This window comes from Pauljensenia sp. 20925_1_34, assembly GCF_041432775.1.
Lineage (GTDB): Bacteria > Actinomycetota > Actinomycetes > Actinomycetales > Actinomycetaceae > Pauljensenia.
This window is the reverse complement of sequence record NZ_JAPWAG010000008.1, coordinates 33,165-55,235: the sequence shown is the minus strand read 5'-3', so window position 1 is coordinate 55,235 and position 22,071 is coordinate 33,165. Positions and strand designations below refer to the sequence as shown.

Annotated in this window: 12 protein-coding genes; 1 reads left to right on the top strand and 11 read right to left on the bottom strand. The window is 67.9% G+C overall.

The annotated features are described in order from the left end of the window. Nucleotides 1-3: 3 nt before the first annotated feature. The 11 genes from O3669_RS04835 to O3669_RS04785 form a co-directional block, all read right to left on the bottom strand. Nucleotides 4-2,682, bottom strand: coding sequence for a transglutaminase domain-containing protein (locus O3669_RS04835; protein ID WP_371523866.1), 2,679 nt, complete (start codon nucleotides 2,680-2,682; stop codon nucleotides 4-6). Further along, the gene (locus tag O3669_RS04830; protein ID WP_295917719.1) at nucleotides 2,679-3,905 is read right to left on the bottom strand and encodes a DUF58 domain-containing protein; all 1,227 of its coding nucleotides are present in this window, start codon (nucleotides 3,903-3,905) and stop codon (nucleotides 2,679-2,681) included. Before O3669_RS04830 ends, O3669_RS04835 begins: the two co-directional genes overlap by 4 nt. A gap of 20 nt (nucleotides 3,906-3,925) precedes the next feature. After that, nucleotides 3,926-4,891, bottom strand: coding sequence for a MoxR family ATPase (locus O3669_RS04825; protein ID WP_295917716.1), 966 nt, complete (start codon nucleotides 4,889-4,891; stop codon nucleotides 3,926-3,928). 51 nt (nucleotides 4,892-4,942) lie between these two features. Next, on the bottom strand, nucleotides 4,943-11,068 hold the full coding sequence (locus O3669_RS04820) for an Ig-like domain-containing protein (protein WP_371523865.1): 6,126 nt from the start codon (nucleotides 11,066-11,068) through the stop codon (nucleotides 4,943-4,945). A 186-nt stretch (nucleotides 11,069-11,254) separates the two neighbouring features. Continuing rightward, nucleotides 11,255-13,723, bottom strand: coding sequence for an ATP-dependent Clp protease ATP-binding subunit (locus tag O3669_RS04815; RefSeq protein WP_371523864.1), 2,469 nt, complete (start codon nucleotides 13,721-13,723; stop codon nucleotides 11,255-11,257). A 976-nt stretch (nucleotides 13,724-14,699) separates the two neighbouring features. Further along, entirely contained in the window at nucleotides 14,700-15,245 is a 546-nt protein-coding gene (gene dtd / locus O3669_RS04810) for a D-aminoacyl-tRNA deacylase (protein WP_371523863.1), read from the bottom strand. Next, nucleotides 15,245-16,489, bottom strand: coding sequence for a folate-binding protein YgfZ (locus O3669_RS04805; protein ID WP_371523861.1), 1,245 nt, complete (start codon nucleotides 16,487-16,489; stop codon nucleotides 15,245-15,247). Before O3669_RS04805 ends, dtd begins: the two co-directional genes overlap by 1 nt. Further along, nucleotides 16,482-17,144, bottom strand: coding sequence for a heme-binding beta-barrel domain-containing protein (locus tag O3669_RS04800; RefSeq protein WP_371523860.1), 663 nt, complete (start codon nucleotides 17,142-17,144; stop codon nucleotides 16,482-16,484). The genes O3669_RS04805 and O3669_RS04800 overlap by 8 nt, the downstream gene beginning before the upstream one ends. 416 nt (nucleotides 17,145-17,560) lie before the next feature. Further along, the gene (locus O3669_RS04795; RefSeq protein WP_371523859.1) at nucleotides 17,561-18,484 is read right to left on the bottom strand and encodes a hypothetical protein; all 924 of its coding nucleotides are present in this window, start codon (nucleotides 18,482-18,484) and stop codon (nucleotides 17,561-17,563) included. Nucleotides 18,485-19,435: 951 nt separating this feature from the next. Next, entirely contained in the window at nucleotides 19,436-20,716 is a 1,281-nt protein-coding gene (locus O3669_RS04790) for an adenylosuccinate synthase (RefSeq protein WP_371523858.1), read from the bottom strand. Nucleotides 20,717-20,815: 99 nt separating this feature from the next. Continuing rightward, nucleotides 20,816-21,310 (bottom strand): DUF456 domain-containing protein, encoded by a 495-nt coding sequence (locus tag O3669_RS04785; RefSeq protein WP_314768905.1) that lies wholly within the window; start codon nucleotides 21,308-21,310, stop codon nucleotides 20,816-20,818. A gap of 162 nt (nucleotides 21,311-21,472) precedes the next feature. On the opposite strand from O3669_RS04785, the gene O3669_RS04780 reads away from it, so the two are divergent. After that, the gene (locus tag O3669_RS04780; RefSeq protein ID WP_295921760.1) at nucleotides 21,473-22,069 is read left to right on the top strand and encodes a hypothetical protein; all 597 of its coding nucleotides are present in this window, start codon (nucleotides 21,473-21,475) and stop codon (nucleotides 22,067-22,069) included. The last annotated feature ends 2 nt before the right edge of the window (nucleotides 22,070-22,071 follow it).

Below are 22,071 nucleotides of genomic sequence, written 5' to 3'. Positions count from 1 at the left end.
GACTCACTTCTCGCCGCCCTCCTGCATCGTGCGCGCAACCGCTGCGCTCAGACGCAGTTTACGGCGCATACGCAGCGAGCGCAGGGACAACGCGTGGCGAATACGCGGGAAGAAACCGGCGTTCTTGCCCACCTGGGAGCGCAGGTCGTTCACCTGCATCCACGCGTCGCGGGCACGGTCGCGCGAGGCACCGTGATAGGCGAAATCCGCGACGTCCGCGTAGCGGGCGATGACGACCGGGGTCGGCACGTCGTCTCCGAAACGGCTCCACCCATCGATCACGTAACGGCCCTTGGTGGCCGAGGCCTCGTCGAACTCAACCGAGTCGATCGACCCGTCGTCGCCGTGGCGCACTTCGCCCGTCACCAGGGTGAAGGGGTCGCCCGGGTGTTCGCCGAGGTTCCACTGCGAGGCCAGCGACCAGGCGGTCTCCTGGCGCGTGCGTCCAACCTCGATGGACAGGCCGGAGTCGGCGGCCAGGTCCACGACCTCATCCCACGAGCCGATCAGCGCGTTGGCGGCGGCGGAGCGGCGGCGGTGGCGCCGGCGCGCGGCCTTGTAGGCCAGGATCGCCAGCGGGGGCACGAGCAACAGCAGCAACCCGCCCGCGACGCCTGCGACGACACCCCAGGGGAAGCCGTCGGTGGGCGGCTTGACGGGGTCGGCGTTCTGGTCCCGTGTCGTCGGCGGCAGCTCGGCCGGAGCTTCCGGGGGCTCCGGCGGCTGGAGGACCTGCGGGCGCGGCACGCTGCGAGGCTCGGGGACCTGCGTCTGGGGCGTGTGGTCGCGCGGGGGCGTGGGATCGAAAACGGCCCACACGCCGCCCTCGAACTCGACCTCGACCCACGCGCGGATGTCGGAGCCACGCAGGGAGGCGGCGCCCCCCTGGGAGCCACCCTCGGGGTACGCGCCCATGACGACGCGCGCGTTAATGCCCAGCTGGTGGAGCATCAGCGCCATGAGGGCCGTGTATTGCTGGTCGTCGCCGATCAGATTCTCGTCGCCGGAGAGCATGCGCTCGAGTCGGTCGGCGCGCACGCCGGGACGCGAGAACTGCGTGTTCTCGTTGAGGTAGTAGCCGTGGGTCGACAGGTGGTGCTCGATCGCGCGGGCCGCGCCCAGGGAGGTCGAGGCGTTCTGCGTCAGGTCCGAGGCCATGGTGACGACGCCGTCGGGCACGTGCGTGTCCTTCGACGTGTTGGGCATGACGGCCAGCGCGGACAGGTCCTCGTCGCGCACGGCGGGCGCGAACGTGGTCCGCACGTCGTAGGACATCGTCGCGGTGGGCCCTGTCGTCAGCGCGGCGTTGGCCCATGTGTCGACGAAAAGGCCGTCCTTCTGCGCGCCCGCGTTCGCGCCGCTGAAGGTGAGCTGCGAGGGGGTTCCCAGGACGGGCACCCACGGGCCGGACATGCCGGTCGTCGACACGGTCGCAACCGCGTCGCCGACCGCGCGGCCGGGGATGGTCGTCTCGACGGGGATGTAGCCGGAGTGGCCGTCGCCTCGGGTATCGGACATGCCGAAGGTTGTGCCGTCGTAGACGTCCATCGCGGCGATGCGCACGCGCTGGCCCTCGGGCAGGTCGGAGACGGTGATGAGCGTCTCGTCCTTCAGGTCCGTCGTGTAGTGGCGGAACGAGGCCATGGGCGAGGGGTAGGCCTGAATGTCCAGGGGCGGCTCGACCAGGTCGCGGCCGACGACGCGCGTGCTCGAGCGACCCAGGAAGGAGGCGGCGGGCAGGGCGATGCCCACGGAGATCGCGAGCATGAGGAGAGCGCCGACGACGCGCGTGCCCACGTAGACGGTGGAGCGGGAGCTGCGCCCGAGTGTGTTCTCGGTGCCGCGCGTCCCGGAACGGCCCACGAGCACGTCCTGACCCAGCGTGATGCGCTGATACTGGGCGGCCACGGCCCACCAGGCAGCCAGAACGCCCCACCAGATCAGGATCGACCACACGGGCAGCGGCTGGCCGGACAGGCCAAAGAACAGGGCGATCGCGCCCATCACGATGACCGGAACGGAGCCCAGGAGGGCGCGACCGGCGCGGGCCGTGATCAATCCGGCCGCCGACGCGAACAGGAGGCCGCACATCCACGGCACGAGGGCCGGGCCCGAGTATGCGGACACGGGCGCGGTCAGCGTCAGCAGGTCCTTCCACGCACGGAAGGAGCCCAGGACCATGACCTGGAGGGTCTTGCCGGTGGGCAGAACGCCAAAGAGGGCTTCGGAGCGCAGGGCGGCGGCGCTGCCCAGCAGGAAGTATGCGGCCAGGACGGCCAGGGCCGTCGTGATCGCGTCCCAGCGCCACTTGGTCGACGCGAAAGCGATCGCGAGGCCGCACGCGACGCCAGCGCCGGCGGCGATGGCGCCCACTCCCCCGCCGAAGACGGGCTCAAAGGCGGCGACCGGTCCGACGAAGAGGACCGCGAGGACCGCCAGCGACCACATCGGCATGCGCGTGCGGAAGGACGCGAAGCGCTGCGTGATCGTCAGCAGGCGGTTGCGCGTCGTCTTGAGCCTGGGCGTGTACGTGTCAGCTCGCGGCCCGGGGTCCCTCTGCGTGCCCGGCTGCGTGGGCTCCTGCACCGAGTGGCGGTCAGTCTTGACGGGCGGGCCGGAGGTGGCCTCGTCCTGAGAGTCGATGCGCTGAGCGCGGGGCTTGGTGTTCGTATTGCTGCTCATGCCAGACCCCCGGCGACGATAATGCGCGGCAGGTCATCCAGGGTTGCACAGTCGAGGAGGACTCCTCGGCCGAGGTCTCGGCGGGCGCGCACATTGTCCGCGCCGATACGGATGATGGACACGGGCACGTCGATGGGCGCCAGGCGAGCCAGGTGGGCGGCGTCCGCGTCGCTCGTCTGCGGACCGACGATCAGCGTCAGGGCAGAGACGCCGGGGCGCTGAGCCACGGCCTCGCGCACGCGAAGGGCCAGGTCGCCGAAGGACGAGAAGGAGACCTCGGAGAGGGAATCCAGCAGACGCATGGCGACCGAGGAGGGCAGCCACGACTCGGTCGTCGTCACGGACACCGGGCGCGACTCGCGCAGGTTCGCCAGGCCGAGCGAGCCCGCAACCGACACGGCGGTCTCAAAGGAGTCGTGATCCCAGGCGTCGCGGGAGGTGTCCAGGACGATGACGTGGTGGGACCGGTGGGTCTCCTCGTACTGGCGCACGATGAGCTTGCCGAGGCGGGCGGTGGACTGCCAGTGAACGGTGCGGCGGTCGTCGCCTGGCTCGTAGTCGCGCAGCGCGTGGAAGGACACGTCCGAGCTGGACAGCTTGCCGGTGGAGACGCCCTCGACATCCAGCTGGAAGCCGGTCGCGTCGAAGGGGACGCGCACGGTGCGAGGGTGGACGTGCAGGATGACGGGCTCGTCCCAGGCGCGCACGCGGCGCAAAAGGCCCAGGGCATCGGAGCGCACGGCGCGCGCTGGGCCGATGCTGATGAGGCCACGGTGACGCGAGGAGATGAGGAACATTTCCTCCCACTTCTCGTGGGCGCCCAGCGGGGGCACGACGAACTCGCCCGTGCCCGTGCCGATCGGCAGCTCGATGATGCCCGCACGCACGGAGCGGGCGCGCTCGTTACGCACCGAGATCTCGCCGACTGCCGTCTGGCCTGCGACGATGCGCTCGTTGGGCACGCGGATCGAGACGACGTGCGGGGACTTCCAGGCGACACGCGTGGCGGCCAGCACCAGGGCGACGGAGCCGGCGAGCGCGCACGCCAAGGCCTCGACCCACCCCATGGTGGCCGCCACGATCAGGGACACCGTGATGAGGAGGATCAGCGCCCACCCCGTGGGCGTGACCAGTCCAACAAAAGACTTCAGTGGGTGCGGCCGGGAGGCCTGCGCCTTGCGCGGCGAGACCAACGTTGTTGCCTGTGAACGCTTCCCTTCCATCACGTCGTCCGGTCGGCGCGTTACGCGCCCACCGCCGGGGCGGGCACCGACGTCAGGGCACGCTGAATGACGCCCTCGGCGGTCGCGCCGGAGAACGCAGCATCGGGGTCGACGATCACGCGGTGTGCCCACACGGGCACCGCCAGGGCCTTGATGTCGTCGGGCAGGACGAAGTTACGGCCCTGCGCGGCCGCCCACACGCGGGCGCAGCGCACCATGCCGATGGCGCCACGGGTGGACACGCCCAGCAGCGAGGACTCGTCGTCGCGGGTGGCCTCGGCCAGCGCGGCCACGTAGTCCAGGACCGCGCGGTCCGTGTGGTTCGCCGAGGCCAGGGCCGACCAGGCGACGATGTCCTGGCCGGACACGAGGGGACGCAGGTTCTTGGAGCGGTCGGGCGCGGCCGAGCCGTCCAGCACGTCGATCATGGCGGCGCGCGAGGGGTAACCGATCGAGGTCTTCATGAGGAAGCGGTCCAGCTGAGCTTCAGGCAGCGGGTAGGTGCCCGCCTGCTCGACGGGGTTCTGGGTCGCGATCACCATGAAGGGCTGGGGCGCCGGGCGGCGCACGCCGTCGACCGTCACCTGGGCCTCTTCCATGACCTCCAGGAGGGCGGACTGCGTCTTGGGCGACGCACGGTTGATTTCGTCGGCCAGGACGATCTCCGCGAAGACCGGGCCGGCGTGGAAGACCCACTCGCCCGTCTTCTGGTTGAACATGTTGACGCCCGTGATATCCGAAGGCAGCAGGTCCGGGGTGAACTGGATACGCGAGTGCGTGCCGTCAATGGTCGCGCTGATCGCGCGCGCCAGGGCGGTCTTACCCGTGCCGGGGGCGTCCTCGAGCAGGAGGTGGCCGCCGGCGAACATCGTGGTCAGGGCCAGGCGCACCGCCTGGCGCTTGTCGAGCACCGCCACGGACACGCCGTCGACGAGGCCCTTGAAGACCTGGGCAAACCTGGTTGCGTCTTCGATGGAAAGGGTCATGAGTGTTCCTACGTCTCTCTCGTTGCTCTTAGTGGATGAAAGTCTTGTCTTTTATTCGCCGTGGCAGCTCTTCACGACCTGCCGCGCATTAAGCTCTCGGGCGGTAATCGCCTCCGTCAGGATACCCGGTATACTCGGCGTGCCCTGCGAGAAGCGGAACTCCGTGTCCTGGGCAGGTCGTCCGGTCGACACCGTGCAGACGAGTGTCTTACCCGGTTGGAACTGCGCGGCGCGCGTGGCCGTCAGCGTCATCGAGCCACACTCCTGCCCGTTCGGGCACGTGGTCTTCCCAGTGAAGACAGGATTGATATTCTCCACCGACTCGCCTGTCGTGAACGTTCTTTTGACGGTCCGGTGCGCGCCGGCGGTATTTTCCATATCCACGACAACCGTGTACTCGTGCACGGGCTTCAGGGGGGACATGGTGACCTGCGTCATCGGGCCCGTGAAGCGCTGCCTCGTCGAATCCTCCAGGCCCTCGATCCAGATGGTGGTCTGCTTGAGGGAAACGCCTGCAGGAGGGGTCCACGAGATGGTCGCACTGTTGATGTGCGGATCGGCAACAACCTCGAAGTTCGGGATCGTGTCATTGCCCGGATCCGGCTGCGGAGGCTCCGGCTGGTTGCCGCCGCCACCGTCGCGCTGGCCGTTGCCGACGACACCCGTCACCGGCACAGTGCCACTCCACGCGTACGAATCGACGCCCTTCTTGCCGCGCTGGCAGAAGTAGAAGGTCACCGTGGCACCCGGGGTAAGCGGGCCGATGTTGAAGTCGGCGCGGTCTCCGTTATTGAACCTCACGGGATTCCCGGGGGCTGTACATCCAGCGGCGCTATCCGCATAGAAGAGCTCCAGGTCGGCGGCCTTGTAGCCGTTTCCTTCCTTCAAGCGAGCGTTTGACACGGTGATATTACCCGCGGAGTTGTCCGATGGGGTGTGCAGGCCGGGCGCATCCGGGGTCGGTACTTCCCCCTTGGACGCCGGGATGACGTAGCCAGGAGAGGTCGCCGTGTCGCCATTCGTGTTGCTGACGGTCACGTAGGCGGTGAGCGCCATGCCGTAGGGAACCACCATCTGGGTGCTGGTCTGGCCCCCCGGAACCTTCTTCGTCGTGTCATTGACCGACACGGTTGTCTCACCCCATCCGGCGCTGCCGGAGCTACCCAGGGACCAGGTGATCGTCAGGAGCGCACCGTTGCCGTCGCGCTGCTGGATGGTGTTGCCGCTCGTGATAACCGGCTGATCGGGGCCCGTGGCCCTCGGGGTTGCCGACACGGGGGTCGAGGGATCCGACTCACCCCTGGCGTTCACAGCCGTGACCGTGATCGTGTACGTCTTGCCATTCGTCAAACCGTCGAGCGTGCACGCGGTGGCTCCTCCGGTGGTACACGTGACCGCGCTACCACCGGCGACCGAGCCGACCACCCTGTAGCTGGTGATGGGGGAACCGTTGCTCGCAGCTGCGGTCCACGATACCGCGATCTTTCCGTCTCCGGGCTTGGCGTTGACGCCGCTGGGCGCGCCGGGCTTGCCGGACAGCGAGATGGTGTTGGAGGCCGCCGACTTCCCAGATTCGCCCTCGGCGTTGACCGCGCTGACCGTGAAGGAGTACGACTCGCCGGTGGTCAGGCCGGTCACCCCGCACACGGTGTTCGCACACGTGGCGACCAGGCGTCCATTCTGGTCGTAGACGCGGTATTCGGTGATGCGCTCGCCGTTGGATGCGGGAGGGTTGAAGGTCACGCGAGCGCCCGTCAGGCCCACGGCCTCGGCCCCCACGCCCGTCGGAACGGCCGGCTTATCCGTGACCGTGACCGTGATCGTGCTCTGGACGGCGCGCGAGGGATCAGCCATCTTGTCGTTGACCTTGAAGCCGACCGTGATCGTCCCGGTCGCGGTGGGCGTGATGGACACGGTCGTGCCCGCCGAGGTGACGGTCGCCTCTCCCGACGACAGGGTCGCGCCCTCAAGGGCGAGCGGCGCCTCCGGGAAGGGGTTGGTCGCAGCGGAGGCCACGTCGATGCTCACCGTGTCGCCCACCTTGCCGTTGAGCGTGTAGGCGGGAACCTGGATGAGAGGCTTGACCGACGCGACGACCTCGACGGGAATCTGCGCGCTGACGGTGTTGCCCTCCTCGTCGGTGACGCTCACGGCGATTGAACCGGCCGGGCCCTGCGCGGTGCCCTCGGCGGCCGACACCGACAGCGATGCGCCGGACAGGGACGCCGAGATACCGCTCGGCGCGGAGTCCATCGAGTAGGTGAAGGTGGAGGTGTCCACGCCCTCGGGATCGCGCACGGCGAGCGCAAGGTTCTGCACCACGGCCTCGGCCCCGGCCTCGACGCGGATGGGCGTCGGGGTGAAGGTCGGCGGCTGGTTCACCGTGGGCTTGATGCGCACGGGCAGCGACAGGGAGGCGGACAGGGCGCCCGAGTCGGACGAATCGCCGTCCGCGACCTGGATGAGGAACGCGGAGTTTCCGCCGAACGCGGCGTTCGCGGTCAGGGTCAGCTGCGTGTCGGAGTCGGCGACGACCGAGTCGAGGCCATCCTGACCAACCGGGGTCGAGCCCTCCACGAGGCGCGGGGTGCGCCCGGCGCGCGTGATGACGTAATCCGACAGGTTGATCGTGCGCGAGGTACCCGCGTCCATCTCGATCGGCAGGTTCGCCGAGCTCAGGAAGGGCGCGGTCGAATCACGACCGGGCACGCGCACGACAGCCGAGTTCGTCAGGTCGTCGCGATCCTTGATCGTGTAGACGACCAGGCGCGTCGCGTCGCTGACGGGGATGAGCAGGGTGGAACCGCTGACGGTCACGCCAGCATCGGAGGTGCTGACGGTCAGCTCGTCGACGCTGCCGTCGGGGTCCTCGTCGTTATCCAAGACGTTGACGACCACGGCGGAACCGTCGGAGGGCAGCTCGTCGTAGCCCACGAAATCATCGCGGGCGATGGGGGCCTTGAGGGGCGCGTCATCCTGGACGTAGACCGTCAGGGTGCCGCGCGCGACCCCGCCGCGCCCGTCGCTCACCGTGTAGGACACGAGGTAGGTACCGGCCTGCGCGGGCGTGTGCACCTGGACGGTCGTGCCCGAACGCACCTGGGGATCCAGCGCGGGCGTGGCCGTCTCCAGGCTGTCCTTCTCAAGGGTCAGCGGATCACCGTCCGGGTCAAGGTCATTCGACAGGACGTTGACGGTCACCATGCGGTCGGGGCGCGTCAGGACCGTGTCGGGCACGGCCACCGGATTCTGGTTGAGCGAAGGAGCCGGGGTCACGGCCACTCGGATGTGGCCCGAGGCACGGGCACCCTGGCGGTCCTCGACCGTGTAGGTGAAGGTATCGGTCCCGGACGCCGCAGCGTTAGGCGTGTACTCGATCCACGTGGCATGCGCGGTCGCGCTGCCCTTCTGCGGCGAGGTTTCGAGGCTGCGCAGGACCACCGAATCGCCGTCCGGGTCGATGCCGTCGAGCGGGACGGGGATGCGCACGCTCTGGCCGGCCGTGGCCCAGGCGGTGATGTCGCGCGGGCGCGGCGCCTGGTTGGAGTCCGAGGCGGCCAGGATCTCGAAGGTGACCGTGCTCGAGGCCCGGTTGCCGGCCGAATCGATGACCGAGTAGGTGACCTCCATCATTCCGGGAGTGTTTCCGGCCTCGAGACGGACCTGGTTACCCGTCACGAAAGGCGTGCCCAGCGCGTTGGTTCGGTCGTATTCGAGGGTCGACTCCACCTGAAGGTTCAGGCCAGCCGGGGAACGGTCGTTCGCCAGGACGGAGACCGTGCCCACGTCGCCCACGCGGACCTTCGCGCGGTCCGGCTTGAGGATCGGCGGCAGGTCGGTGCGATCCGAGGCGCCGGGAATAACGGTCACCTCGGCGCTCGCGCTGCCCTGACCGTTGGAGATCGTGTAGCTGAAGGAGACGGTCTTGTCCAGGCCGGAGGGCGCGGTCACGCGCAGGAGGTGGCGGTCGATAAGCGCAACCTCGAGGCCGGGGACAGCCGTCGAGTCAATCGACGTGATCGCCAGGACGCCACCCATCGGGTCGAAGTCGTTGGTCAGCGGCGCGACCAGCACGGACCCTCCCTGCGGCAGGACGGCCGTGTCGTTCTCGGCGACGGGAGGCGCGGCGTTCGGCTCGATGACCTCGACGCGCACGATGCCCAGCGTCGTCGCGGTGCCATCGGACACCGTGTAGGCAAAGGAGTACGAACCCGGCGACGAGGCCATGAAATCGATGGTCCCGCGCTCCAGATCCGGCGTGATCGAGGCGCCCGAGGGCGCGCCGGACACCGCGGCCAGCGTCAGCGGGTCGCCGTTGGGGTCCGTGTCGTTCTTGAGCGGGTCAAGCGTGACGTTTTGGCCCGGGTGAGCCTGGAACAGGTCGCCGTTCGCCGTGGGCGGCAGGTTGCCCGCCTCCTGGACGTTGACGATGAGCTCGCCGCGCGTCTCGCCACCCTGATCGTCAGCGACGGTCAGAACGACGGTCTTCGGGCCGGCCGCGCCGCCCTCCTCGTTAATCGTCAGCGAACCATCCTCCATGAAGGACACGCTCAGGCCCTCGGGGGCCTCCGCGTTCTTCAAGTAGATCGGGTCACCGTCGGGGTCGCGCCAGTCGGACAGCGCCTGGTACTGAATCTGCGCGCCGGCGCCGATCTTGACCGAGGACGCGCGCAGCTGCACGGGGGCCTCGTTCTGCCCGTAGGGATGGATCGTCACCTGCACCCGGGCGGAGGCGGTCGCACTCCCGTCCGAGGCATCGTAGGAGAAGGACGTCGAACCCGTTTGATCCGCGCTCACATCCGAAATCTGTAGGGCGCGGCCCGAACGCGCGACGGACACGGCCCCCCACCCGGGCTGGGTCGTCGGCTTCGCCGTCAGCACGTCGCCGTCAATGTCGGAGTCGTTGTCCAGGACGGGCAGGATCGTCGAGCGTCCCGGGCGGATACCGAATTCGTCATCCACGGCCTCGGGCGGCGTGTTCTCCTCGCGCTGCTCGGGGTCGGCGATTTCGTTGGTGAGCTCGGGGTTGTCCTTCTGATCCTCGGACTGCTCGAGCTGGTTCTCGACCTCTTCCCAGTTGTCCATGAGGACCATGTTCGCGTCGGGCAGCCACACGCTGCCCTGGGCGACGTCGTTGAGGACGATGGCCTTGCGGTTCGTGCGGAAGACGACCTCGCGGGCGCTCGTCAGCGTGTCAACGACCATCTGCTTGTTGTTGGCGGGGTCGTCGCACGAGCGCACGTACGCGCCCGAGCCCATCCACGCGCCGTAGGAGCAGCCCTCGTGACGAACGGGCTGGGCGGGCGTGCCGCTGGGGGCGCCCTCGGCCGCGGGGGTGATCGCGGGGGCGGAGCCCTTCAGGGGAACCTTCACGAGGGACGAGGCCGTGGCCAGGAGCACGGAATCGGCCTTGGGACCGGCCTGCTGGAGGACGCCGCCCTCCTCCACGCCTGCGGCGCTGAGGTTGAGCGTCCTGCCGCCGGGCAGGAAGAGGGTGTTGGAGGAGGAGTCGAGGGCGACGACCTGGTCGCCGACAACCGTCAAGGACAGCTGGGCACCCTCGGGGATGCCGTCGATCCGTGAGGTCTTCGCTTGATCGACGGCACCCTGTCGCTTAACAGTCGTTAGGGAACCGGATCCGGACAGTGCGTAGACCGTCCCGTCCATACCGGTGACAAACGCGCTCGCGCCCATGTTCGAGGCCACGGCGGCATTGTCAGATAGGTTCGTCGGGCTCGGGCTAAGCGCGGAGGTGGTCCACAGTGTGCCATCCGCCGCATTCAGGACACCGAGGACGTCTCCGCCCTGCATCGCAACCGAGCCACTGGGCAGCGCCGTGGGGGATCCCAGAGCGACCTGAGTAACATTGACCGGGGCAACAGTAAGCGAGGTTAGATCGGACACAGTGACGGTTTCGGCGGCCTGCCCGACGTCGAAGTTGGTAGCCTCGGTGCGCAGCGCGCCGTCAAGGATGCGCGCCTCGTAGTCCAGGTGCCCAACGAGCTGTTTGGACTTATTTGTCACCCAAATTCCGCCATCGTTGACGTTCACTTGCGTGACTTCGGCACCCTTATAGATGACACCCGCGACACAGAGCGCAACGACGACAAGCACGAGGACGAGCGCCGGTAGGCGTCGTCTCGCGCTGGTCAGCTTTCGGCGCGCACGAGTGTTCATAGACCCTCTCTCGATCAATCGACAATGCCTCGCAAATAGTGTGACACGACTTCGCAAGGCGCCCATAGTTAATGAAAATCTATCAGAGTGAGCGTTACTTGACAACTAGAGAGCGGCCCGTCGTTGTGCGACGGGCCGCTCTCTCACAGCTGAGGGTTTGTCATCCCTCGACAATTGGCGAGTAAATCACTCTCCATTGAAGGTGAACGTGCGTTCCTTACCCTCTCCAGCGACGCCAACGGTGACAACCTGACCGGGTTGCAGTTCTCCGAAAAGGATCCGTTCGGACAGCGCATCCTCGATCTCACGCTGGATCGCGCGACGCAGCGGGCGCGCACCCAGAACCGGATCGAAGCCCACGTCCGCGAGCAGCTCGCGGGCCGCGTCCGTCAGCTGCAGGCGCATATCCTGCGCCTCCATACGCTTAGCCAGCTTCGCAATCATCAGGTCGACGATGCGCGCAATCTCAGGCTTGGTCAGCGGCGGGAACACGATCGTGTCGTCGACACGGTTGAGGAACTCCGGGCGGAAGTGCTGCTTGAGCTCCTCCGCAACCTTCGACTTCATACGACCATAGTCGTGCGTCGCGTTGTCCGCGGTCTGGAAGCCCGTGAGGACACCCTTGTTGATGTCGCGAGTACCCAGGTTCGTCGTCATGATAATGACGGTGTTCTTGAAGTCCACCTTGCGACCCTGCGAGTCCGTCAGGCGACCCTCTTCCAGGATCTGGAGCAGCGAGTTGAAGATATCCGGGTGAGCCTTCTCGACCTCGTCGAAGAGGACGACCGAGAACGGCTTGCGACGGACCTTCTCCGTGAGCTGGCCGCCCTCGTCGTAGCCGACGTAGCCAGGAGGAGCACCGAAGAGGCGCGAGGCCGTGTGCTTCTCCGAGAACTCGGACATATCCAGCTGGATGAGGGCGTCCTCGTCGCCGAACAGGAACTCGGCGAGGGCCTTGGCCAGCTCGGTCTTACCCACGCCGGTCGGGCCGGCGAAGATGAACGAGCCACCGGGACGGTTCGGATCCTTCAGACCCGAGCGCGTACGACGGATCGACTGGGCGAGAGCCTTCACGGCCTCGTCCTGGCCGATGACACGCTTGTGCAGCTCGTCTTCCATCTTGAGCAGCTTCGCCGTCTCAGTCTGGGTCAGGCGCACGACCGGGATGCCCGTGGACATGGCCAGGACCTCGGCGATCTCCTGATCCCCAACCTCGGCGATCTCGTCGGACTCGCCGCCCTTCCAGGCCTCTTCCTTCGCCTTGCGCTGCTCAGCCAGCTTCGACTCCTCGTCGCGCAGCGACGCGGCCTTCTCGAAGTCCTGATCGTCGATGGCCGCCTCCTTGTTGCGGCGCACCTCGGCGATCTTCTCATCCAGCTCGCGCAGCTCCGGCGGCGCAGTCATGCGGCGGATGCGCAGGCGCGCCCCGGCCTCGTCGACCAGGTCGATCGCCTTGTCGGGGAGGAAACGATCCGAGATGTAGCGGTCGGCCAGCTCGGCGGCCGACTTGATCGCGTCGTCCGTGATGATGACGCGGTGGTGCGCCTCATAGCGGTCGCGCAGGCCCTTGAGGATCTCCACCGTCTCATCGACGCTGGGCTCCTCGACCTTCACCGGCTGGAAGCGGCGCTCGAGGGCCGCGTCCTTCTCGATGTACTTGCGGTACTCGTCGTTCGTGGTGGCGCCGATCGTCTGGAGCTCGCCGCGCGCCAGCATCGGCTTGAGCATCTGGGCGGCGTCGATCGAGCCCTCGGCGGCGCCCGCACCCACGAGGGTGTGGATCTCGTCGATGAACAGGATGATGTCGCCGCGCGTACGGATCTCCTTGAGGACCTTCTTCAGGCGCTCCTCGAAGTCGCCGCGGTAGCGCGAGCCAGCGACCAGCGAGCCCATGTCGAGGCTGTAGATCTGCTTGTCCTTGATGGTCTCCGGCACGTCGCCGTGCACGATCGCCTGGGCAAGGCCCTCCACGACCGCGGTCTTACCGACGCCGGGCTCACCGATCAGGACCGGGTTGTTCTTCGTGCGGCGCGAGAGGACCTGCATGACGCGCTCCATCTCGACGCGGCGGCCGATGACGGGGTCCAGCTTGTTCTCGCGCGCGGCCTGGGTCAGGTTGCGGCCGAACTGCTCGAGGATGGCAGAGTTGGATCGCTCGGGACCGCCCGAGCCACCCACGCCCGCGCCCACCGACTCGCGGCCCTCGTCGTCGCCACGCTGGTAGCCGCTGAGCATCTGGATGACGGTCTGACGCACCTGCGCCAGGTCCGCGCCCTGCTTCGTGAGCACCTGGGCAGCCACGCCCTCGCCCTCCTTAAGGAGGCCAAGCAGCAGGTGCTCGGTGCCGATGTAGTTGTGGCCGAGCTGCAGGGCCTCGCGCAGGCTCAGCTCGAAGACGCGCTTGGCACGCGGCGTGAAAGGAATGTGGCCCTCAACCGGCTTTTCGCCCTCGCCGATGATCTCAATGACCGAGGCGCGCACGGCCTCGCCCTTGATACCCATCGTCTCCAGAGCCTTCGCGGCCACGCCCTCACCCTCAGAGATCAGGCCGAGCAGCAGGTGCTCCGTGCCGATGTAGTTGTGCTTAAGACCGCGGGCCTCGTCCTGCGCGAGCACGACGACACGACGCGCACGGTCGGTAAAGCGTTCGAACATGTCTCTCCTTGTTTCAGGGGCAGCTGCCCCGCCGAGCTCGGCGTACACCCGTCCCAGTTGACTGATTACAGCCTACGGGTCGACGCGGACCCGCGCGCGCACTTTCGCCCTCGGCGCAGGGCCGAGGCCGGGGCACGAACTATCGGCCGGCATCTCTGGGCGCTTCACCCAAAAGTCGCACGTAATTTCCCTCGGTCACTTTTCGAGACAGCCCATAAACGTTGCAATTGCAACGACCGCATTTCAAAACCTGAAAGGTTGACAGGGAAATTACGTGCGAGATTTTTGGGAAACCACACCCGTTGCCACACGCAACAGTGGCCATTTCACCAGCACGCGAGGCGCCGGGACGAGGCCGAGGCGCGAACTATCGACAGGTACCTCTGGGAGCTTCACCCAAAAGTCGCACGTAATTTCCCTTGGTCAGTTTTCGATTAGCCTCACAAACGTTGCAATTGCAACGACCGTATTTCAAAACTTGAAAGGTTGACATGGAAATTACGTGCGAGATTTTTGGGAAACCACACCCGTTGCCACACGCAACAGAGGGCAGCTCACCAGCACGCGAGGCACCGGGACGAGGCCGGGGCGCGAACTATCGGCTGGCCTCTCTGGGAGCTTCACCCAAAAGTCGCACGTAATTTCCCTTGGTCAGTTTTCGACTGGCGCCACAAACGTTGCAATTGCAACGACCATATTTCAAAACTTAAAAGGTTGACATGGAAATTACGTGCGAGATTTTTGAGAAACCACACCCGTTGCCACACGCAACAGAGGGCAGCTCACCAGCACGCGAGACACAGGGACGAGGCGGGGCGCGAACTATCGGCTGGCGCCTCTGGGAGCCTCACCCAAAAGTCGCACGTAATTTCCCTTGGTCAGTTTTCGACTGGCGCCACAAACGTTGGAATTGCAACGACTGTATTTCAAAACCTGAAAGGTTGACAGGGAAATTACGTGCGACGTTGTGGGGGAACTATGCCTCGACGAGGACCGTGAACGGCCCGTCGTTGACCAGCGAAACCTCCATCATCGCGCCGAATTGGCCGGTCTCCACGTGCAGGCCGCGCGAACGCAGGTCGGCCACGACGGCCTCGACGAGGGGCTCGGCCTCCTCACCGGGAGCGGCATGCGCCCATGACGGCCGCCGCCCCTTGCGCGTGTCCCCGTACAGCGTGAACTGCGAAATCACGAGGACCGGCGCGCCCACGTCGAGCGCGGATCGTTCCTCGTCGAGGATGCGCAGCTCCGCAACCTTGCGCGCGACGGTCGCCACCTGGGCCGGTCCGTCGCCGCGCTGAACACCCAGGAGGACGACGAGGCCTTGGCGCGCCTCGCACATCCCCTCCCCCGACGGAGTGGCTGGGTTCTGCCCACCGGGAGTGGTCACGACGCCGCCCGACGAGGCAGGCCCCGCACAGCCAGCCCTGGCCTCGTCGACAGGATCGAAGACGAGGCGGCCGACGACGCGGCCCTCGACGCGGACTTCGCCGGAGGTGGCGCGCTGAATAACGGCGCGCATCAGCGGGACCCTAGCGCCGAGCCGAGGCCGCCAAAGCCAGTGGAGCCGCCGCGCTGGCCGGCCTCGCGGGAGAGGTCGGCGCCCGGGCGGGTCTGCGGGGACACGGAGGACTTGCCGTGAACGGGCACGATCTCCTCCTGGGCGGCGGCGACGCCGTCGATGTCGAAGACGGTGCTCACGGGCACGGCGCGGGCGATGAGCGCGAGGGCGATCGGCCCCTCGTCCGCGTGGCGCGCCGAGGAGGTGATGACGCCGACCTGACGCCCGCCCACGGTGATGGGCGTGCCGGGAGCGGGCAGGTCGCCGCGCGAGCCGTCCAGCTGTAGGTAGGTCAGGCGGCGCGGGGGGCGCCCCAGGTTGATGACGCGGGCGATGGTTTCCTGACCGCGGTAGCAGCCCTTCGACGTGTGGACGGCGCTGCGCAGCCAGTCCACCTCGGGCGGGATCGCTCGCGCGTCCGTCTCGCGGCCCAGGCGCGGCTTCCACGCGGCGATACGCATGGCCTCCCACGCGAGGTATCCGGCGCGGCGACGCTTGCCGCCTGCCGGGGACGGCGTCGAGGAGCGCGCGCCGGAGGGCGCAGAAGAGGGCGCTGCGTGTGCCTCGGCGGCGCCGGAAGCAGCTCCGCCGGCAAGCCACGCGGCCTCGAACTCGTCCGCAGCCTGCCGTGAAACAGCGTGAAACATCATCGGGGTGCGGGCGCCGGGGTGGCGCTCGCCCTGGAAGTAGGCGGCCCCGCCGTCGACAACGCCGGGCCACGGGTCCTCCCAGGTCCACAGGTGTCCGGGCAGGGCGGCCACGGCCTCGGGCGTATTCGCGCCCGCGCGCACGGAGGAGAAGACGGCGACGTCGCGCTCGGCAACAGAGACGCGCAGCGCGAAACGCATCGAGTCCAGGAACGCCACGAACCCCGACAGGTCCGAGCGCTCCACGATCAGGTGCAGCGCCTCCCCGTCGTCGCTCGCGCCGGCCCAGTGCTCGACGCGGCCTTCGGGCGAGAGGATCAGCAGCTCGCGGCTCATGCCGGGCACGAGGCCGGTGACGATCTGGGAGGCCAGCGACGTCAGCCACGTCAGTCGATCGGCCCCCAACACAGCGATGACCGCCAGGTCCGGGCGGCGCACCAGCGCGCGACCGCCCTCGAGGGCCCACTGCTCCCCCGACGGGTCCCCGAAGTGCGGGGTCGCGCCGAAGGAGGCCACGGCCTCGTCGACGAACTCGGAATCGGGCGCGGACTCAGACAAGGAAACCGCCCTGCGAGTCGTCGATGCCGTCGATGACCTCGCCGGACTCGGTGGAGGCCTGCGCGGTGCGGTGCAGGCGGCCGGAGATCTCGACGTCGGCTTCGGCCTCGCCATCGAGCGTGCGCTCCTGCGTCCACATGAGCTCGCCCGCGACCAGGCCGAACATGCGGCCCAGGTGCGTCACGCGGGTGGCGCCCACGCCGAGCGCGATCGCATCGGAGACCATCTGCACGCGCGGGCCGACACTCACGCCGTCCCACACGGCGCTGTGGCCCTCGGTGGAGGCGGAGGTCGCCGTGAACTCGCGGGAGTTGTACTGGCCGGGCGGGGGCAGCGGCGCGTCGGAGGGGGCGACGGAGACGTACACGGTCTCCTCGCTGATCAGGTCGCCCTTCTTGATTGCGGCTAGGCCCTGCGCGGCGTCCCACGTGGGGTCAATCGGCGCGGAGGCGACGCCCGCGTACACGCGGGTCACCAGGCGCATCTGCTCGCCGACGACGTCGCCGCGGATCTCCTCGATGACGGGGGAATCCTCGGCGGATTCTTCCTGGCCGGGGGCGGCGGGGGCGGCGTACATGCCCCAGCCCTCCCAGGTTCCGAGCATCCACGCGACGGGAGCGACAAGTGCGGGCAGGTCAGCAGGTATCTCCATCATGGCTCCAGCCTAACGCGTGGGGTGGGCGCGCACCGCGCGGCAGGTGCGGCCAGGAGCGAACACGCACGAGGCCGGGGCCGCCTTCCGGGGCACAGCGGAGTCTCGGGGCACGGCCTGGCACGAGGCCGACGCCGCCTTCCGGGGCCTGGCGGAGTCTCGGTGCACGGCCTGGCACGAGGCCGGGGCCGCCTTCCGGGGCCCGCCGCACCTAGCGCTCCCCCACCCCAGCCGACGCCGCCTTGCAGGTCCGAGCTCGCTCGCGGCCCCCACGGCCAAACTGCATTCCGGGGCCGCCTTCCGGGGCCGCCGCACTCTCAGGCACGGCCCGCTCACCGGCTCCCCAGCCCGCCTCCCACCTGGGGAAACGGGGACGGTGAAGCGGCCATGGCCTCGTCGATGGAGGACGAGAGCGGCCCTCAGATGCCGCCGATGCGCGTCATGGCGTAGACGGGGAGGGCGGCGACCAGGAATTTGGCGGCGCCGCGGCCCAGGACGGAGGCGAGCTGGGCGGAGGAGGCGCGCTCGCCGAGCAGCGCGTCCACGACGGACACGGCGAAGCCCACTCCGAAGCCGGTCACGCCGCCCAGGGTCAGGAAGGCGGCGAAGTCGCCGAAAGGCTTGGCGATGGAGGGAAAGACGACGGGCAGCAGATCCGACGTGTGACCGAGCAGCCAGGCGATCGACGACGCGATGAGGCCCGCGAACAGGCCGAAAATGACGGAGAAGACGACGCCCGCGGTGGCGCTGCGCCCGCTGCGCGCCGACGCGGCGGCGACGATGGCGACCAGGGCGGCCATGGGCACGACGACCGACCAACGCGTGTGGACTGTCAGGGACACCCACATCGAGCCGGACGTGACGATGAGGAGGGCGGTCACCGAGGAGGCGAGCGCGGCAGTCAGCGAGGTCGACCCCCAGTGTTCGGTCGTGTGGCCCACCGAGTGGTCGCGCGGCGCAGGCGCGTCGAGGATGGTCGCGGCGACCAGCAAGACCAGCGTGATGCCGGTCAGGGGGATCGCGATGTCAAGGTTCTTCCAGTAGGCGACGCCCACGGGGGTCAGCGCCCCGCCGAGCGCCAGGACCGCCTGTGCGAGCCACGGCATGTGCAGGCGCGCCAAAGTCGGCCAGCCGAGCGCCAGCAGGAAGGACGCGGCCGCGACGACCGGTCCGACCGTCCAGCGCGAGGCGGGCAGCCACCACGCCGTGATCGTCAGCGCCGCCAGCGCGATGACGGTGAATGTGCCGACGCCGGCGGGCACTCGCTTGGAGGCCAAGGTCTCGCGGCGCACTCCGCGGTTAGTGGCGGTTCGGGAGCGCGTGGGCGGTTGTGGAGAAGTCATCACGCTTCCATGGTCCCACATGTCAGTCCTCGACGAGGCCGTGGCCGCCCGCGCGGGCAACTTTCCGAGGCGCAGGGCTGGGATTGTCACGAGACAGGTGCTCTCGTCTCGTCGGAACGTGGCGCCCCGATCAGCGCTGCGGTTCCCGTGGCCACGAGAGGTGGTTCGGGCCTCGTTGTTGCGGGTTGCGCTGTGGCACATGCCCTGTGTGGGTTGATCCACGCCGCCCCGGAGTGCGGCCGTGGGGCGGGTGGCCGTAGAGTTGTGGGGCACGCCGGACCGGTATGCCCCGGGCTCCAAACTCTGCCGCTACGAGCGGCCTTCGCGCCGACAGGCGCATTCGGTTCGGCGTGCTTTGTCGTATCTGCGCGCCGATGCGAGGGCCTGGAACTGCGTACGTCGGCCCATCCCGGGTTTGGGATCGTTGAGGCTGTTTCCTGTCGTGTCGTCGTGGCGTGATTCCGCGCGAGGTGGCCTGGGCGTCTTGTGGGCTTGAGTTGTCTTCTGCTTGGGGCCCTGTGTGGTGCCTTACGTTGTGGTGCCTTACGCTGTGGTGCCTTTGAGATGCCTTTGTGGCGCCTTACGCTGTGGTTCCTTACGCTGTAGTTCCTTACGCTGTAGTTCCTCAGAAATGTCGCACGTAATTCCCTCGCGTGTATTTCAAACATTGAAATCACATCGTTGGAATTGCAACATTTTCTCGATACCTAAGAAAAGTGAGGGTACCCAAATTACGTGCGACTTTTGATTCGTCAGGCGCGTGGGTCGAATTCCTGTGTGCGATCGTCGGCCCAAGACGCTGCCCGGCGCCGCCCGCGTACCCGACGGCACCACCCCTCAGCCACTGACACCCCCATACCTGGAACGCCCCCAGCAACACACCCGCCCCTCCCGCGCACAAAACGGGGGCCGGCGCTGCCAGCACCGGCCCCCGAACGCTTCAGGCAACCGTCACATGAGCGGGTAGCGCACGATGGTCGCCTCGCGGCCCGGGCCCACGCCGATGGACTGGATGCGGCAGCGCGACAGCTCTTCCAGGCGCGTGATGTAGTCCTGGGCGGCCTGGGGCAGCTCCTCGAAGGAACGGCACTGCGAGATGTCCTCGCTCCAGCCGGGCAGCTCCTCGTACACGGGCACGGCGGCCTCGAAGCCGGCCTGGTCGAGGGGCATTTCCTCGGTGCGTACTCCGTCGACCTCGTAGGCCACGCACACGGGGATCGTGACGTAGCCGGAGAGCACGTCGAGCTTCGTCAGGCAGATGTCGGTCAGGCCGTTGATGCGCGTCGCGTATCGCATGATGACGGCGTCGAACCAGCCGGTGCGGCGCGGGCGACCGGTGGTCACGCCGAATTCGCCGCCCTTGGTGCGCAGGGCCTCGCCGACCTCGTCGTCCAGCTCCGTGGGGAACGGGCCCTCGCCGACGCGGGTCGTGTACGCCTTGGCGACGCCGACGACGCGGTCGATACGGGTCGGGCCCACACCGGAGCCGGTGAGCGCGCCGCCCGCGGTGGGGTTGGAGGAGGTGACGAAGGGGTAGGTGCCGTGGTCGATGTCGAGCATCGTGGCCTGGCCACCCTCGAAGAGCACGGTGTCGCCGCGGTCCAGCGCATCGTTGACAACGAGGGACACGTCGCACAGCATCGGCTTGATGCGATCAGCGAAGGATAGAAGGTGGTCGGACACCTCGGCGGGGTCGAGCACCTGAAGGTCCACGGCCTCGAAAATGGTGTTCTTCGGGGCCAGGGCGGCCTCGACCTTGGCGCGCAGCTCCTCGGGGTGGAAGAGGTCCTGGATGCGCAGGCCGATGCGGTTCATCTTGTCGGCGTAGGTGGGGCCGATGCCGCGCCCGGTCGTGCCGATCAGGTTGTTGCCGCGAGCACGCTCGTTCGCCTGGTCCATGAGGCGGTTGTAGGGCGGGATGATGTGCGCGTTGGAGGAGATGAGCAGGCGCGAGCAGTCCACGCCGCGCGACGTGATGTCCTCAAGCTCTTCGAAGAGCACGTCCAGGTCGACAACGACGCCGTTGCCGATGATGGGGGTGACGCCTTCGGAGAGGATTCCGGCGGGCAGGAGGTGCAGCGCGTACTTTTCGCCGTCGATGACGACGGTGTGGCCGGCGTTGTTGCCTCCGTTGAACTTGACGACGAGGTCGGTGTGCTGGCCGAGCTGGTCGGTGGCCTTGCCTTTGCCTTCGTCGCCCCACTGGGCGCCGAGCACGATGACGGCGGGCATGAGTATCTCCGTAAAGTTTGGGTCCGTCGCGCGGGGGTGCGCAACGGACCTATATTAGCGGACATTGACGAGGCCTGGGCGCCCTCGCGCGGGGTCCGTCTAGTTTCCGGTGGCGGCCAGGGCGACGCCGATGCCCCACGCGGTTGCGCTGGTCAGGGCGGCGATCAGTTCGATGGCGATGGTCCAGCCGAAGGCCTTGAGGGCCTGGAGTGTGGAGGCCCAGGCGGTGGCGGTGTCCTTGCTGCGCAGGTATTCGACGATGAAGATGGCGGCGACCATGCCGAGGACGAGGCCGAGGGGCAGACCGATGAACCATCCGACGACGCCGCCGGCGGCTCCCCACACGAGCGTGGATTGGGGGATTCCGGCCTTGTTCATGCCGCGCGCGGGGATGACGTATTTGAGGACGGTCCCCAGGATGAGGACGAGGGCCGCGACCGCGAAGATGATCCACGCGCTGGTCGTGCCGGTCATCCACGCCCACACGAGGATCGCGCCGCCGACGAGGGGCGCGGAGGGCCAGACTTGCACGACGGCACCGATGACTCCCAGGAGGATGACGATGCCGACGATGACGGTTCCGAGGATGCTCATGGGCGCTTATCCTAGCGGCTCGAGCTGTGGCCCGGGCACTCGCACTGCTAGCCTGATGCCACCACCCGATGGAGGGACGAGGCCGTGGCCGGGTTCGCGCTCGCTGCTGGACGCGCGCTTGGGCGGCCTGATTCCTCCGCGACGCCTCTTTCTGGGAGATTGATGAGTGCCCTGTTTGCTTTCCGCCCGATGACGGTGTTCGACGTGTCGTGCCCGCCGCGCGAGGCTTTCGCGCGCTGCATTGATTTCTGGAACCGCGTCGGCATCCGCTCGGAGACGCCCGGGATGCTCGACCAGTTCGCGATGCGCGGCTGGACGGGCACGGAGATCACGGTGGGGCGTCGCCGCGGGACTGGCCCCGACGCGGATTGGGGTGATCTCGGCGCATCGTTCCCCGGCCTCGCGCTGGCGGGTCTCGCCCTGTCCCTGGTCGCGAACAGGAGGCACGGGAACATCGATATGACGCGCCTCATCGTCGCAGCCAGGCCAGTGCCTGGAGGCCTCCCGCGGTCCGAGCTGTGGTGTTTCCCGTGGGATGACACGATTCGCGGCCCGCGCCTGACCAAAGATCCCCTCGACCGGGTTTTCGCCCAGCTCGAGCAGACGCTCGCCGGACAGGGCATCCTCCTGGGTCCCCCACGCCTCGTCAAGAAAAGGGAACTTCCCGGCGACTCTCCCCTCTCCGACGCGGGCATCGCGACGATGCACCGGGACGCACGCAAGGCGACCGGAACCAGCGCCTTCCGCTTCCGACGATAAGG

Bases quoted from the DNA above. Each gene is read 5' to 3' on its own strand.
- O3669_RS04815 (WP_371523864.1), bottom strand. From the start codon at position 13,723: ATGTTCGAACGCTTTACCGACCGTGCGCGTCGTGTCGTCGTGCTCGCG.
- O3669_RS04820 (WP_371523865.1), bottom strand. From the start codon at position 11,068: ATGAACACTCGTGCGCGCCGAAAGCTGACCAGCGCGAGACGACGCCTA.
- O3669_RS04800 (WP_371523860.1), bottom strand. From the start codon at position 17,144: ATGATGGAGATACCTGCTGACCTGCCCGCACTTGTCGCTCCCGTCGCG.
- O3669_RS04825 (WP_295917716.1), bottom strand. From the start codon at position 4,891: ATGACCCTTTCCATCGAAGACGCAACCAGGTTTGCCCAGGTCTTCAAG.
- O3669_RS04835 (WP_371523866.1), bottom strand. From the start codon at position 2,682: ATGAGCAGCAATACGAACACCAAGCCCCGCGCTCAGCGCATCGACTCT.
- O3669_RS04780 (WP_295921760.1), top strand. From the start codon at position 21,473: ATGAGTGCCCTGTTTGCTTTCCGCCCGATGACGGTGTTCGACGTGTCG.
- O3669_RS04795 (WP_371523859.1), bottom strand. From the start codon at position 18,484: ATGACTTCTCCACAACCGCCCACGCGCTCCCGAACCGCCACTAACCGC.
- O3669_RS04785 (WP_314768905.1), bottom strand. From the start codon at position 21,310: ATGAGCATCCTCGGAACCGTCATCGTCGGCATCGTCATCCTCCTGGGA.
- dtd (WP_371523863.1), bottom strand. From the start codon at position 15,245: ATGCGCGCCGTTATTCAGCGCGCCACCTCCGGCGAAGTCCGCGTCGAG.
- O3669_RS04830 (WP_295917719.1), bottom strand. From the start codon at position 3,905: ATGGAAGGGAAGCGTTCACAGGCAACAACGTTGGTCTCGCCGCGCAAG.
- O3669_RS04790 (WP_371523858.1), bottom strand. From the start codon at position 20,716: ATGCCCGCCGTCATCGTGCTCGGCGCCCAGTGGGGCGACGAAGGCAAA.